This is a genomic window from Candidatus Neomarinimicrobiota bacterium (assembly GCA_016784545.1).
Lineage (GTDB): Bacteria > Fidelibacterota > UBA8477 > UBA8477 > JABMPR01 > JABMPR01.
On the sequence record JADHUM010000006.1, the window covers coordinates 1 to 14,767 of the forward strand.

The 14,767-nt window shown below is 43.8% G+C and carries 12 protein-coding genes and 1 tRNA gene; 6 read left to right on the top strand and 7 right to left on the bottom strand.

The window, feature by feature from the left end; all coding sequences use genetic code 11:
* Window positions 1-185 precede the first annotated feature (185 nt).
* The 5 genes from ISR87_02405 to ISR87_02425 all read right to left on the bottom strand — a co-directional run bounded on the left by ISR87_02405 (window position 186) and on the right by ISR87_02425 (window position 5,693).
* Window positions 186-1,115, bottom strand: a complete 930-nt coding sequence (locus ISR87_02405; GenBank protein MBL7024282.1) for a M23 family metallopeptidase — start codon at window positions 1,113-1,115, stop codon at window positions 186-188.
* A gap of 153 nt (window positions 1,116-1,268) precedes the next feature.
* Window positions 1,269-1,679 (bottom strand): hypothetical protein, encoded by a 411-nt coding sequence (locus tag ISR87_02410; protein MBL7024283.1) that lies wholly within the window; start codon window positions 1,677-1,679, stop codon window positions 1,269-1,271.
* A gap of 79 nt (window positions 1,680-1,758) precedes the next feature.
* Window positions 1,759-3,333 (bottom strand): phosphoglycerate dehydrogenase, encoded by a 1,575-nt coding sequence (locus ISR87_02415; protein MBL7024284.1) that lies wholly within the window; start codon window positions 3,331-3,333, stop codon window positions 1,759-1,761.
* Window positions 3,330-4,403 (bottom strand): alanine--glyoxylate aminotransferase family protein, encoded by a 1,074-nt coding sequence (locus tag ISR87_02420; protein MBL7024285.1) that lies wholly within the window; start codon window positions 4,401-4,403, stop codon window positions 3,330-3,332. The genes ISR87_02415 and ISR87_02420 overlap by 4 nt, the downstream gene beginning before the upstream one ends.
* 6 nt (window positions 4,404-4,409) lie before the next feature.
* Window positions 4,410-5,693, bottom strand: coding sequence for a DUF1015 domain-containing protein (locus ISR87_02425; GenBank protein ID MBL7024286.1), 1,284 nt, complete (start codon window positions 5,691-5,693; stop codon window positions 4,410-4,412).
* 390 nt (window positions 5,694-6,083) lie between these two features.
* Between ISR87_02425 and ISR87_02430 the strand changes: the two genes are divergently transcribed.
* The 6 genes from ISR87_02430 (at window position 6,084) to ISR87_02455 (ending at window position 11,672) form a co-directional block, all read left to right on the top strand.
* On the top strand, window positions 6,084-7,367 hold the full coding sequence (locus ISR87_02430; GenBank protein ID MBL7024287.1) for a DUF512 domain-containing protein: 1,284 nt from the start codon (window positions 6,084-6,086) through the stop codon (window positions 7,365-7,367).
* The gene (gene der, locus ISR87_02435) at window positions 7,358-8,677 is read left to right on the top strand and encodes a ribosome biogenesis GTPase Der (GenBank protein MBL7024288.1); all 1,320 of its coding nucleotides are present in this window, start codon (window positions 7,358-7,360) and stop codon (window positions 8,675-8,677) included. The genes ISR87_02430 and der overlap by 10 nt, the downstream gene beginning before the upstream one ends.
* A 3-nt stretch (window positions 8,678-8,680) precedes the next feature.
* Entirely contained in the window at window positions 8,681-10,255 is a 1,575-nt protein-coding gene (locus ISR87_02440; protein ID MBL7024289.1) for a T9SS type A sorting domain-containing protein, read from the top strand.
* Complete coding sequence (locus ISR87_02445) at window positions 10,252-10,884, top strand: YigZ family protein (protein MBL7024290.1); 633 nt, start codon at window positions 10,252-10,254, stop codon at window positions 10,882-10,884. The genes ISR87_02440 and ISR87_02445 overlap by 4 nt, the downstream gene beginning before the upstream one ends.
* A gap of 73 nt (window positions 10,885-10,957) precedes the next feature.
* Window positions 10,958-11,398: a nucleoside deaminase gene (locus ISR87_02450; protein ID MBL7024291.1), complete on the top strand. Its 441-nt coding sequence runs from the start codon at window positions 10,958-10,960 to the stop codon at window positions 11,396-11,398.
* Between the two features lie 187 nt (window positions 11,399-11,585).
* A tRNA-Ser gene (locus ISR87_02455) sits at window positions 11,586-11,672 on the top strand.
* Window positions 11,673-11,792: 120 nt separating this feature from the next.
* On the opposite strand, the gene ISR87_02460 is transcribed toward ISR87_02455, so the two are convergent.
* On the bottom strand, window positions 11,793-12,947 hold the full coding sequence (locus tag ISR87_02460; GenBank protein ID MBL7024292.1) for a Fic family protein: 1,155 nt from the start codon (window positions 12,945-12,947) through the stop codon (window positions 11,793-11,795).
* A gap of 402 nt (window positions 12,948-13,349) precedes the next feature.
* A complete protein-coding gene (locus tag ISR87_02465; protein ID MBL7024293.1) occupies window positions 13,350-14,681 on the bottom strand; it encodes a HAMP domain-containing histidine kinase in 1,332 nt (443 codons plus the stop codon).
* Between the last annotated feature and the right edge of the window lie 86 nt (window positions 14,682-14,767).

Here is a 14,767-nt window from a genome sequence, read left to right on the forward strand (position 1 = left end):
GGAAATTTGTCTTAAGCTTCCTTCAGATTCGCAGTCACCCACGACACCCTTGCTCTCGACTAGTGGTTGGAAACTACAATCCTCCACAGTGGACTTGCACCACCTAGTTATTAACCATGCACGGCACACGATAAAAAAAACGTCCGGAAATTTCCGGACGTTTTAACTATTGTTATACTATAATTCTATAGTTCGATTTTATCAGTCAAGAAGTAATGTCTGGGGTTAACAGGAACATTTTTAACACGGACTTCATAATGCAGGTGAGGTCCAGTACTTCTTCCGGTATTTCCTGAATAAGCAATTAAATCTCCACGTTTTACTTCATCCCCGGGTTTAACGACATATCTGCTTAAATGAGCATAAATTGTCTTTATACTATAGCCATGATCAATAATAATAGTATTTCCATAACCTGTCTTACCGTTTCGCGATTTCACAACTCCATCTGCAGGTGCATAGACAGGTGTTCCACTGAGAACACCGAAATCCTGACCGTGATGCATTCTTCGCTTACCAGTCCATGGATCAGGCCGTGAGCCGAATGGGGATGTCATATATCCAAGATTCACGGGTTGGATTGATGGCGTTTTGCGCAATCTTTCTACATCCTTAGAAAGTTTTGAATATATCTGCTCATAGCTATTGAGTTGAAGTGTGATTTCACGACCCAGGCTGGATAAATTGCTTTCCAGCGAATTGAGATTTAAATCAGTATATGGCATGAGATCATGATAATCTGCTGCGTAATCATTGACGGTACCACCAGTTCCCAGAGCGCGGACATCATCATCAACTGAAGGAAGATCAGCATAAACGCGCAGGGCTTCATCCCGATCCACAAGCTCTGTCAATTTGTCTTCAGCATCATCCAGACGAATTTTCATGTCTTCCATGACACGAACCAGTTCCTTGTTTTGACCTTTGAGGCTCTGAACTTTTAGATCATACTGTGTGGTGGAAAGACTTGAGAAAAGAAATGCGCCTAGTCCCATGACAGTCAAGGTCACAGTAATGCTCACAGATAAAACCGTGGGTTTTGAGAAAAACATCTCTCTCACACGATTCTTTTTATCGTTAATCAGGAAAAATCGAAAACCATCAGGGGTGTTCATTTTTATACTACTTTTCCTTCCGATCATATTACCGATTTCTATACCTACCTTGTTTGACTGCGAAGTATACTCCGAAGCGTAATTGATAACAAGGATTTTTGGACCTTATAAAAGGTATTTTAGAGAGAGGGTTCATTCTAAGAATAATCCTCTTTATCCCTTATCCTCTTTAATCTCTTCGATCTCAACAGTCTCAGCGTGAGCTTCTTTCTGTTTGATCTCAATATCGAGTGCTTTAATTGATTTGATCAGCGCAGCAAAGTTCTCATGCTTGGCTAAATCTTTCAGCTTTTTTTCCTCGCTTAAATTGAAAACCAGTTCGCCTAATTCAGAAAGATTTTTTGTACGACTCCGATTTAGCTGGTGTATATCTAACTTGATTTTACCAAGTTTAGTGAGTTCTTCAGCTTTATCGCTGGCAATTTTTCCATATTCTTCAGCTTTGTCCATGGCGGCTGAACCAAAATCGCGCAAACCCTTCATCATATCGCCCATTAATTTCGATCTACGATCTGACTTAACTTCCTTTTGTTCTTGCTCTGGTTGTTTTTCTTCTTCAGTCATCTCGATACCTCTAATGTTTTTTCATGGGACAGATGGACAGCCTCTCCTTCCCCTGAATGCAAAAAAATGTCTACAACTGTCACCCGAGAAAATAGCACATCTTTATGGAAGAAATACTCTTTAATTTCTCAATAATATCATCAGTCGGAGCTGAATCACACTTAATCAATGATAGTGCTGTATCACCTTCCAAACGACTTAATGAATATTCAGCAATATTCACTGCATTGTTACCAAGCAGGGTTCCTACCACGCCAACAACACCAGGGACGTCATGGTTCAAAATCAGGAGTAAGGGACCATCTAAAAGGACATCAACATGAAATTCATTTACACGAATTAGCCTTCTCCCACCATGTTGATCCAGATAACCCTGCAACTCCCAGTCAGCCCCACCGTCAGATTCTACTTTGACTGCAATAACATTTTGCACCTGACTCAGCTTGGAATCCGATAGTGTACTCAATGCGATTCCTCGTGATTCAGCCACTGATTTAGCATTGATGAGATTGATAACACCGTCAAAACGATCGTGCATGATCCCTTCAAAAGCAGAATACAGCAAAGGTTTGATGTGCTTAGAGTCACCATTGTAACTGAGTCTAATAGATTTTATCCCGGCCTTGTGCAATGGGTGCTGTAAACTGCCCAATTTATATGCCAATTCCAGCGAGCCACCTATGGTTTTCAAAATACTCATATCGGATATGGGTAAGTTAATGGTATTGCTTAACTGACCACTAATGAGGTAATCTTTGAGTTGGGTGGCTACTTGAACTGCAACATTCTCTCCAGCTTCACGGGTACTTGCCCCCAGGTGGGGAGTCAGAACAATATTGTTGGCAGTTACAAGTGGGTTATCCACAGCAGGCTCACTTGTGTAGACATCGACGGCGGCACCGGCAATGATGCCTTCATTTAGTGCGGCTGCCAGATCACCCTCGTTTACCAGGCCTCCACGGGCACAATTGATTATGGTTGCTGATGATTTCATTTTCTTCAGCTCAGGTGTGCTGATCAAATTTAGAGTATCCTCGGTACGAGGCAAGTGAAGTGAAATCACATCAGAACCCACCAGGACATCTTCAAGGCTCTTCACCTCAATATCTTTGACAACCAGCTGATCCTGAGCGACATAGGGATCATAACCGATCACCTTCATTTGCAGACCCAGTGCCCGGCGAGCGACTTCCTGACCGATTCGGCCCAGACCTATCAATCCCAGCGTTTTCCCCTTTAACTCGGTACCAACCAGCGTTTTACGATCCCATCTACCAGCTTTCATCGAACTATCTCCAGCTGGGATGTTTCTGGCCAGTGACATCATCAAAGCTATTGTATGTTCTGCTGCGGAGACAGTATTGCCTCCCGGGGTATTCATAACAACAACCCCATGGGAAGTCGCTGCAGCAATATCAATATTGTCCACTCCCACACCAGCCCGGCCAATTGCCTTGAGAGAGCTGGCTTTGCTGAGCGCTTCAGCACCAATTTTTGTACCGCTACGGATAATCCAGCCCTCTACTTCTGGTAGAGCGACCTTCATTTTTTCTGCATCCTGGTCCAGGATTTCTATCACTTCAAGCCCTGCATTTTTCAGGACTTCGATACCAGCAGGTGAAAGGGGGTCAGTAATCAGAATTTTTTTTGTCATAGTGCTTCTATAACCTCATCCAGTACACCGAGTACATCGTTAATATCTTCCATTCGCAGATCTCCCATGTGGGCCAGCCTGAAGGTTTTCCCCTTCAAATCACCATATCCACCTGAGATGAGATAATTCCTTGATTTCATTTCAGTAGCAAGTGCAATCAAGTCGATCCCTGCGTTATTGCCAAAACAGGTTAGGGTATCAGATTCATAACCTGGCTGGGCAAAGAGTCCAAACCGATCTATACCCCACTCACGTACTCTTTCGGCCATTTCTTTATGTCGTGCGAACCTATTCTCCAATCCTTCAGCTATAATTCTGTCTAATTGTTTGGAGAGGCCGTACAAATGTGGGATACTGGGTGTAACCATGGTCTCTGACTTTTCACCAGCTTTGTGCATTCTTACAAAATCAAAATAATAACCCTTTTGAGAGTCAGCGATCGAACGACTACGCTCAAGCGCCCTGTCAGAAAGGGAAGTAACTGCAAAACCAGGTGGCAATGCCCAGGCTTTTTGAACACTTGCCAGTGCCATATCAATACCCCACTCGTCAACTTTTATAGGAGACCCCATCATTCCACTTACTGCATCAACCATGAGCAGGACATCTGGATATTTTTTAACGACTTCACCAATTTCCTGCAGGGGATTCATTACACCAGTAGAGGTCTCATTGAAAACCACTGTGACCAGATCATAGTTACCTTTTGCGAGAACCCTATCAACAAAATCTGCAGTGATTGCTTGACCCCAGTCCACTTCAAATACATCCTGATCCAGACCACAGATTTTAGTGATATCTGCCTGTTTCTTTGAAAAAGCGCCACAAACAAAGTTAGCAACCTTACGATTGCTTAGATTACGGACACCGGCTTCCATCAAACCAGTTGCTGAACTGGTGGAAACTAAAACGGACTGATTGGTGTATAAACACTCCTTAATTCCTGATACGACCTTGGACTGTAACTCTCGATAGTCAGATGTCCTGTGGCCAATGGGATATTGCGCCATTGAATCAAGCACATCCTGTTCCACATGGGTTGGTCCCGGAATAAACAATTTTGGTTTCATGCCTCTCTAGTCCTCCAATTCTCTAAAAACAATGCCCGTTGGTAGTTTTGGAAAGAAATAGGTACTTTTCTGTGGAAGTCGAAGACCTCGTCCCCCTATCTCAAATAAAATATTGTTGTCAGGATAATTCATAATCCAGCCGACCTGACTCCCGGAGCGCAGGGCTTCCCAATAGCTATCAATATCCCTGTGGTATTCGATATAACGATGAAGTTCAAGATCCTCATCTGTCAGATGGAGGATGCCCTTTAGAACGATTTCTTCCAGGATTACTGTATCCATCTCTGCCAGGATAGGGTCTTCCAGGCGATGGCGAAGATCGTTATAGGCTTCATCTTTTAGTCTGAGGGCAATGGGGTTCCCCTCATCATTGGCCATAATGAGAGTACGATGGTCGTGGCCTAATTCAATATCTTCCATATCCATCTTAAGAATCTCAAAGTAATCGAACAATTTGTCCATAAGGATCTGATATGAGAAATCTGGCAAGCCTCTTAAGGTGCGGTGGGTAGGATAAACTTTTAATCCCTTATCTTGCGAACATGAGAAATACCCCATGATATAATTCGCATCTATCTCTGAAAAACCAGTTTCATCCAGGCGCTGTTTCTGATATTGTCGAAGTGTTTCATATCGATGATGTCCATCTGCAATGAAGACGGGCTTGTTATCCATCATTTCCTGGACTTCTGCTATGACATCCTCATCTTCAATCAAATAACAGATATTTTCCACACCGGTGGCTTCGTTCCGGCCATCCAGCTTAAGTACTGCTTTAGGCAGTGATTCATCCAGCAGCTTAATGATTTTATTATCTTCATCCTGGTAGGTGAAAAAAATCTGAGAAAAATTGGTTTTTGTAACCGTGGTTAATCTGAGTCTGTCTTTAATAGCACCAGCATGAGTTTTTTCATGCGCTCTCACCGTATCAGCCCCATAGGGAGCCAGTGGCATGAGTGCAATGAAGCCTTTCCGGAGATGCTGCTCACCGTCTGGACCCGTGAAAAACTGGTGCAGAAAGAACAGTCCAGGTTGCTCGCGTTTGCACAAAGTGGCATCGTCATGCCACTGCTTCATCAGATCCCGAGTTCCTTCATAGAATTCATCTTCAAAATAGTCACCTTTTTTTTCATCACCCAAGATGAGACGAGCACAGTTGAACCGTGACCTGGACAGGAAAAATCGTCTTTCTTGAGGTGAGATTACATCATAAGGGGGGGCTATTACATCAGATAGATTCGGAAATTTTTCAGGGTTATAAATCGTCCCGCAAAAGGGAAGGATAGACATATTATCACCTCTATAAGAATCAGTCTATATGCGTACCAACTAAAAAAAGTTGCGTACACTTGGCTTCCAATAATCCGACTTCGCTCTTTTCGAGCTCCGTCGCGATTATCCGCGAACCGCTATCTAAAAATCGCGTCGAGTCAGTATATTCAGACTTGCTTATCCCTGAAAAACCTGGGGATATTCTGCGAAGGCGGATAAATACCGACAACATGGCGGAAAATTTAGACGCTCCTCAACAGTTCACAACCAAGGAATGGGCAATTATTAAAATATTTAACCGAAACAAGATAAACGCATGAAATTTTTAGCTGCAGTCCCTTGATTTATTAGGCAGAGCCGAGCCATCAAAACGTTTCATCGCCATAGGGTACTGAATATATTCACGCGATGAATATTGTAGCTATTACTCCGAAAACACCTGCTGAAGCCATGGGTATTCAGGTGGGTGATAATTTGTTATCCATAAATGATCGCAACATATCTGATGAGATAGATTATGCGTTTTATTCAGCTGATGAAGATCTCAAAATAAAAATTCTTAGGGCTGGGATCTCTCAAGAAATAAATATTAGAAAAAGCCTGGATGAGGAACTCGGAATCATAGTTGAACCGATGAAAATCAGGTCCTGTGCTAACAATTGTGTGTTCTGCTTTGCACATCAAAATCCTCCTGGCGTCAGAGAAGCTTTGAATTTCAAGGATGGTGATTTCCGATTCAGCTTTTTACATGGACATTATATTACCATGACCAACATGGGTCCCAAACAGCTTGAACGGGTCATTGAGCAACAACTTAGTCCCCTTTATATAAGTGTCCACGTAACTGACCCTGAGACACGGCGCAAAATGCTGCTCTATGGCAAAGATGATAAACTCACGGAAAAACTTGAATACCTCACAGCCAACCGGATTCAGCTACATACTCAAATCGTACTTTGTCCAGGCTGGAATGATGGTGACATACTCCTCCAGACCATAAATGATCTCATCAAAATGGCACCAGGTGTACAATCCATTTCAATTGTTCCTGTGGGCTTGACAAAATACCGGGACAATGAACCTGATCTGACTTCGTATACGCCAGAAACAGCAAAAGCCTTCATTGAATGGTTTGAAATTGAGCAGAAAAAATTCGATGTTCCAGGATTCCATAACTTTGTACTCCTCAGTGATGAGTTTTTTATCCTCGCTGGCTTGCCCATCCCAGATGATAGTTACTATGGTGACTTTTCCATGGTGGAGAATGGTGTGGGTCAATGCCGAGATTTCGCAAACCGATTTAATGCCAGTATTCCCATGTTGCCACCAACTTTGAAAAAGCCAACGCGCCTGGTTTTTGCAACGGGTATTCTCGGCTATCCCTTTCTTAAGGGAACGATTACCCCGACCCTTGATACCATCGAAAATCTGGACTATGAAATAGTCCCCATTCTGAATGAATGGCTGGGAGCTGATACTGTCACAGTGACAGGCTTGGTTCCAGCTAGAGATCTGGTCACCCAGTTGATGGATAAAGTGGATGCAGATGCTGTCTATCTCTCCTATCGCATGTTTAGCGAAGATGGAATCACACTGGATGACCACACACGTGAAGATATTGAAAAGAAACTGGGTGTACCTGTGTATATCCACCATGAAGATATGCTGGAGATACTGAGCCCATGGAGCTAAGATTACCCGTTGTTGCCATTGTCGGACGACCCAATGTGGGCAAGTCCACACTTTTCAACAGGATTGTTGGAAAACGTTTATCAATCGTTCATGAGCAGGAAGGGGTCACACGTGACCGGGTTGCTGTGGAAACGGACTGGGCAGGACACTCCTTCTTTCTGGTAGATACTGGTGGATATATTCCCAGTAGCGAAAATATCATTGATAAAGAAGTTCGTAAGCAAGCCATTATGGCCATAGAGGAAGCTGATGTCATCATGCTCATGGTTGATAGCGTCGTAGGCATCACCTGGGAAGATGAAGAAATTGTCAAAAAAGCAAAAAGATCCAAGAAACCATTGGTTCTTCTTGCCAATAAAGCTGATAACGCATTCATCGAAACTCAGGCTCATATCTTTTACCAATTAGGAATTGGTGAAGTCTTTCCTGTGAGTGCTCTGAATGGTAGAAGTATTGGTGATGCGCTGGATAAAGTCGTTTCCACCTTTGGTGAGATTCGAATTGAAGATACCGTTGATGAGAATGTGATTCGTTTCGCTATCGTTGGGATGCCCAATGCAGGAAAATCCAGCCTGACAAATGCACTCCTGGGTGTGGACCGACAAATCGTCACCGATATACCTGGTACGACCCGAGATTCAATCAATACCACCTTTAATTATTTTGGACAATCCTATGAAATGATTGACACGGCAGGTTTGCGTCGGAAGGCCAAGGTCACTGATTCAATCGAGTATTATAGTACGATCAGAACCCAGCAAGCCATCAAGAGCTCTCATGTCGTTATTGTTTTAATCGATGCTGAGAAAGGGTTCGTATCCCATGACGCCAGGGTTATGGAAGAAGTTCTCGCTGCCGGGAAAGGTCTCATCGTAGGGGTCAACAAGTGGGATCTCATTGAAAAAGAAACCAATACCATGCGTGATTTCAAGCAAGGTCTCATTGATGATATGTTTGAATTAAGGCACTACCCCATCCAGTTTATTTCCACCCTGGAAAGAAAACGGATATTCAAATTGGTTGATCTGGTCAAAAAAATTCACGAAGAGCAGCAAAAGCGTATTCAAACCAGACAATTAAACCTGTTCCTCGAGGATGCCGTGGCAAGGCTGCAACCGGCTTCTCCTCACGGGAAAGAAATAAAATTGAACTATTGCTCCCAGGTCGCAGTTGAACCACCTGTGATCGTTATTTTTACAAATTACCCGGATTTGATCAAAACAGCCTACAAACGGTATATTGAAAATCGCTTCCGTGAGCAGTTTGGGTTTGAAGGTGTCCCCATTCGGATCGCATTCCGGAAAAAATAGTCAATGCGGTATCTTTTAACTATCATCCTCTTGCTGTCCAGCGCATTGGGACAAGCAGAGCTAGCATATAAATGCGGATTTGCATCTATACCTCACGCTGAAACCCATGTCACCAGGAGCGGTGACAGGGATATCCCTCAATTTGATGAATCCCTCCTGGATGAGTCCATTGTCAGCCCTGCGGGTCACTTTCGAGTACATTTTACGAGGACGGGCGAAAACGCCGTGGCAAATGAAGGCATGTCGGGTACACCCAATTATGTCCTGGAAGCAGCCCTGGCAGCGGACTCGGCCTATACGGTTCTGGTGAACAACCTGGGTTTCCTCCCTCCTCTCCCTGATAACGGCATAGATGGCGACGAGTTGGATGTGTATATTCGGGATTGGAATGGGACCTTTTATGGAATGACCTACTTTGGAAATTCAGCACCATCCATGACATATCTTGTCATTGACAACGATTACACGGAGAGCAGTTATGCCACAAGTGGACTTGCTGCCTTGCGTGTTACCATTGCCCATGAATTTTTCCACATGGTTCAGTTGAGATATGCTTACCCCTTTGAACCAGTATCTTCCAATGCCTACTGGTATGAAATTTCCAGTACCTGGATGGAGGAAAAGTGCTATCCCGAAGTGGATGATTATCATGCTTATGTGGCTGACAATTTCAGGCAGTCAAGTTTCCCAAATCTCAATGATGATAGATACGGATTTGCATTCTCCTATGGCCATGGTCTTTTCGGTCAAATACTTGACCTGGAATATGGTAAATCAGGTGGAAAGCATATCATGCTGGATATCTGGGAAGAATTATCGGGCAGGGAAGCCACTGATAACCTGGATCAGGTATTGAGCTCACCTGCATGGGGTTCAAGTTTGACACAGGCCCTTGGGAAATACGCCCTGTATAATGTATTCACGGGCTCCAGATCGGTCACAAACGAGTATTATCCTGACGCGCTTGATTTGCCCGAAGTGAGCATGCATGAATATGAACTTCCACAGATTTTTCCGGATACCATGGGGGTGGTTTTGCAGCCCTTTGAGATCGCCTATAAAAAATTTAGCATCCCAACGTATTCTGATTTTCATATTCGAAGTAGCGATATGGGCAGCAAGCAAATAGCTTATCTCACCTATCATGGATTTGAGGATGGTTCTTCCCTAAAGAGCGCACTTGGTGACTATTGGGTGGCTTTTACCAATGTAAGCAGTCAAGATTATATCGTTCTACCAATCGTCAATGGTAATAGGGATGCCGGCACTACATTTACCCTCAGGTTTGAGGGGAGTACCTTGCCCTTAAAAAATATTATTCAACTCCTGTGGCCCAACCCGAGTATCCCCAGTTTGGTACAACCGAAATTGAGTTACATGATCGCCGAACCAGGTTGGGTTGAGCTAAAAATATTCAATATCTTTGGACAACTCGTATCAACTGACCGACAGCAACGTTCCGAGGGGTTGAAAGTGGTTGAGCTACAGGTCCCTGCAAGCAGCCCTGCAGGTCTCTATTTTGTCCAGATCGTGACAGATAATGCGGTGATGACCAGAAAATTTACGGTATTGAGATGAGCGAAGTAAGTTGGGTCCAACCCATAGAAGTTTGTCAGCACCAAACCAAAATAAAGGCTTCCAGATTTATTGCCGATATATTCCCTCTCAAAACTGAAGAGGAAGTTCAAATATTATTAACTGAGGTTACAAAACGCGAGTATACTGCCAATCATCATTGTTTTGCATGGCGCATGGGCGTTGGTGACGAGGAAGTATGGCGTGTCAGTGATGATGGTGAGCCAGCTGGAACTGCTGGGAAACCTATTTATCAAACGCTGGTTGGAGCGAATCTGACCAACGTTCTGGCCGTGGTAACTCGATATTTTGGCGGCACCAAGTTGGGCAAGGGTGGTTTGATGCGGGCCTATAGTGGCGTTGTTCATGAAGCGCTTCCACTGTTGAAGAAAAGAACTTTTGTACCTAGAGTCTCGCTGGAGTGTGAATGTGATTTTGAACGTGCCAATCTGGTGTATCGACTGATTGAAACTTACGAAGCCAGACTACTTGACCAGGATTATGCTGATAGCGTTAAAATTCGATTGAGGATTAAGAAAGATAAGGCTGATGCATTCTCATGGGATCTTCATGAACTTTCACAAGGACAGATCAAAGCCCACCCCTTCAATCCGGCACTGAATAATAAATAATCAATTTGATGTAGATATGGATCAAAGTACCAGAGGTATTTCCCTGTTGAACAACGACTCCCATACATATTGGATGGAACAGGCGTTCAGAGAAGCAGAAAAAGCATTTGCCCGCAAGGAAGTCCCAGTTGGAGCTATTGTGGTTTTGAATAATCAGATCATCGGCAAAGGCTACAACCAACGCGAATCCTTGAATGATCCGACTGCCCATGCTGAAATTCTGGCTATTACGGCAGCAGCCAATCACATTGGGGATTGGCGTTTGAAGGATGCAACCATCTACGTGACCCTTGAGCCCTGTCCCATGTGTGCTGGTGCCATTCTAAATGCAAGGATTCAGCGGGTGGTCTTTGGAGCTGATGACTTTGAGCATGGTGGATGCGGTGGAGCGGTTCAGTTGTGTTCAGGGAAATACCTGAATCACAAGGTTGACATTATTGGTGGCATTCTTGAGAACAAATGCAAGGGCATTCTTGATAGTTTTTTTGCAGCGAGTCGTCAGCTAAAAAGATAGTGTGGCGGGCTTAAGGCGTTGTTGGCAACAACAGTGCATTTATATTGAGTCGTTCTTTTAATTGTAGTTTTTCGTCTCTGCCCTTTAGGGTGGAAGATTCGTTCTTTATAACGTACTACTTGTCCGCCTTCGCCTAAAGGCTTCGGCGGGACTCGCAAAAGTTCATACGCAGTATGAACTTTTGCTCGGAGAGGTGGCAGAGTCCGGCTGAATGCACTGCACTCGAAATGCAGCGTACCTTAGGGTACCGGGGGTTCGAATCCCTCCCTCTCCGCTATAGCTTTTTTTCTAATTGTTTATATTATATTTACGGCGCATTAAATACATAATTGTGTCATATATGTGCCGTTGAAAAAATATGCGTCCAATCTTTCAATTATCTTGGTAGAATTTCTTAGCTAAGCTCGACCTCATCGAACAGCCTTAGATATGCAGTGTATTGATATCGGCGATGACGTTTATTCCCGGTAATTTCTGAAAGTATCTCACTTTCAACAAATTTCTTGATAAGCTCATTTGCAGCAGGGAAAGAGGTATTTGTTACCGTTTTGACCTGTTCAACCGAAACCAATGGATGCTGAAATAGATAATCAAACACTTTTAAACCGTTTCCAACTACGCGTCCAAAGTTTTCCATAATCTTAAATCGCTGCATTTCCCGCAGTTCTGTAATTTTTCTCGCCGTCTCCGCTGCCTGAACACTTACTTGTGCCAGGCCATCCAGAAAAAAGACCAGCCATCCTTCCCAATCCCCCTGCTGACGAATGGCCTGCAAATGATCATAATAGGCCTGACGATGATACTTGAAGTAATATGACAGGTAGAGAACTGGCTTCTTTAACAAACCTTGCTCGCACAGCAGAAAGGTTATCAATAATCTCCCAATCCTCCCATTCCCATCAAGATAAGGGTGAATAGTTTCAAACTGGGCGTGAGCCAACCCTATCTTTATCAGGGTTGGTATTTCATCCTCCGCATGTAAAAAGTGCTCAAGGTCGCTTAAGGCTTGCACAAGCTCTTGGGGTGGTGGAGGTATGAAACTTGCCTGTGCAAGGGTACTCCCAGCTGGTCCAATCCAGTTTTGGCTGCGACGCAATTCACCGGGAGTAAGGTTAGAGCCCCTCACGCCCGCAAGAAGTCGAGCGTGGATCTCTCGAATGAGACGGACGGAGACAGGAAGCTCGGCAAGTCGATCTATTCCGTAATTCATAGCATCTATGTAATTGATGACCTCCGCAACATCTCGCGGTCGATAAGGATCCAAGATTTGAGCTTCAGCAGCTAAGACATCGTGAAGAGAGCTTTGAGTTCCCTCGATCTGACTAGAGAGCACTGCCTCCTTCCGTACATACATAAAAACGAATAAATCCGGATTCGGCAAAGTCTGGATAGAAGCGTCTAATCTGCTTAACACATTCTCAGCTTCAGATAATTTAGCTTGAAGATCATCAGAGATGTCTATTTGTGGGTTTGGCGATAACGGTGCAGGGATGAAGGCTTTATATCCACTATCCTGTTGAATATACCTACCGGTCCGTGTGGATTCGATCTCACTATTTGATATATTACTCAACGTTCACCTTACCTTTAATATATACACTCTTTCTATCCATATTATAGCCTGCCTTTAATATAGAATGATTCTCTCAGTATATTAAAGGATAAAATGATTTTCTCTCAGAGGGATGAGTCATGTGGATAACTAACGAAGCATGGTACATGATTTGGATATTCGTCGGCAAGGTCTCGAAAAAAAATGAGTTTTGATTTATTTGTATGTTGGATCCACTAGTAATTTAAAGCGAAGATTCATCTAGCAGAAAGAAGGTGAGTCAACGGCTACCAACACCCTCTGCATTGAAGCAGCTATCAGCAGACCATTTGACACCTGTTTCATCGTAGACAGGACTCCCACATTTAATGAGTCAAAGTGTCGCCATGGTGAGAAGCATTACGTTTGCTTTTTTTCATGAAGGGGTAATCGCAAACAAAAGCTATTTCCCCGAGGTCTGTTTGGCTCCACCCAACATTCCCCATGATGCGCCTGGGCAATACGTTTAACAATGGCGAGACCCAATCCCCTGCCCTGTTTTTCGCCCTCAGCGAGTTGGGCTTGACGTTCAAACACAAACTCACGTAAATCCTCAGGGATGCTGCTCCCAAAATCCTTCACAGCAATCACCACTGCATTTTCTTCGAAATGGGCTTCAATGATTATTTTGCTACCATCGCGGGCGTATTTGATGGCGTTGCTGACATAATTTTTTAAAACTTCAGCAATTATCGGATTCGCTGATATAAGCACGTCCTGGGGAACATCTATTGTGAGAATCATACCGGCATCATGTAGGCTGGCGTTAAACTCACTGGCAACCTCTTCCAGAATTTTACTGATATTCAATTTTTCAAGCGGAATCTTTTCACCGAAGGTAGCCTGGCTGAGAATTGTCGTATTTTCCAGGATTTTTAGCAGGCGATCACTGCTGGCATAAATCTCATTAATCAGTTTGTTATTCGGTAGGTTGGTTCGTGCGTGATCTGCCAGACTTAAGATTACCCCTGCTGGATTTTTTAGATCATGTGTAATGATATCCAGGAGCAATTCTCGCAAACTATCTGATTCGGCCAAAGCTTTTTCAGTGCGTCGCCGTTCTGCAATTTCGATTTTTATCAGATCAAGGGCTTTTTGGGTTTCCACCTTTTGTGAGCGGAGTCGTCGCTTTATCTTGTATATAAATCCCCCGAAAAAGGCAAACCAGAGCAGCAAAAGACTGAACAGAAAAAACAGGACCAACTCGTAATTAATATCGAATCCAGGACGTTCCTGGTAAAACTCCAAACCCAGGAGTCCTGCATATATCCCCAGGATCCAGCCGACAACAACGAGATACTGTGGAAGGTTCAGGCTCAACATTCCAAAGCTGAAAGGGGGTAGCATAAACAGAAGCACGAATGGCCGAGCTGCTGGTATCCAGTACATAAGCACAGCTGCAAATATTGCGGAGAATATGATTTGTTCCCTGGTCAGGGATGGTTCTGAAAAACGCAAATTAGCCCCGGTATAAAACATGAGGAAAATCAGACCTGGACCACATAGCCCCAGCCCAAAGAGTATAAGCCATTGGGTCATGCTTAATTGACCTATTCCCAGGCGAGTGACCAGAAAGGTGGCCATGAAGGCGACTATATATGTTCCCACTGCCATGAGAAATCTACGCATTCTTAATCGTTGAGCCCTCTGAACGTCATACTCGCCTGGGCTGCCGGCTGTATTAACAATCATGTTCTTTCCCTCGATAGTATGGCTTGTACATCATGAATCGAAGTCAATGTAATTGACAATTGTGGTTATTGCTTATGGAAAGTCTG

Excerpts from the sequence above, each read along its gene's own strand:
- ISR87_02425 (MBL7024286.1), bottom strand. The coding sequence starts at position 5,693 with ATGTCTATCCTTCCCTTTTGCGGGACGATTTATAACCCTGAAAAATTT.
- ISR87_02405 (MBL7024282.1), bottom strand. The coding sequence starts at position 1,115 with ATGAACACCCCTGATGGTTTTCGATTTTTCCTGATTAACGATAAAAAG.
- der (MBL7024288.1), top strand. The coding sequence starts at position 7,358 with ATGGAGCTAAGATTACCCGTTGTTGCCATTGTCGGACGACCCAATGTG.
- ISR87_02445 (MBL7024290.1), top strand. The coding sequence starts at position 10,252 with ATGAGCGAAGTAAGTTGGGTCCAACCCATAGAAGTTTGTCAGCACCAA.
- ISR87_02430 (MBL7024287.1), top strand. The coding sequence starts at position 6,084 with ATGAATATTGTAGCTATTACTCCGAAAACACCTGCTGAAGCCATGGGT.
- ISR87_02440 (MBL7024289.1), top strand. The coding sequence starts at position 8,681 with ATGCGGTATCTTTTAACTATCATCCTCTTGCTGTCCAGCGCATTGGGA.
- ISR87_02420 (MBL7024285.1), bottom strand. The coding sequence starts at position 4,403 with ATGAAACCAAAATTGTTTATTCCGGGACCAACCCATGTGGAACAGGAT.
- ISR87_02465 (MBL7024293.1), bottom strand. The coding sequence starts at position 14,681 with ATGATTGTTAATACAGCCGGCAGCCCAGGCGAGTATGACGTTCAGAGG.
- ISR87_02410 (MBL7024283.1), bottom strand. The coding sequence starts at position 1,679 with ATGACTGAAGAAGAAAAACAACCAGAGCAAGAACAAAAGGAAGTTAAG.
- ISR87_02450 (MBL7024291.1), top strand. The coding sequence starts at position 10,958 with ATGGAACAGGCGTTCAGAGAAGCAGAAAAAGCATTTGCCCGCAAGGAA.
- ISR87_02415 (MBL7024284.1), bottom strand. The coding sequence starts at position 3,333 with ATGACAAAAAAAATTCTGATTACTGACCCCCTTTCACCTGCTGGTATC.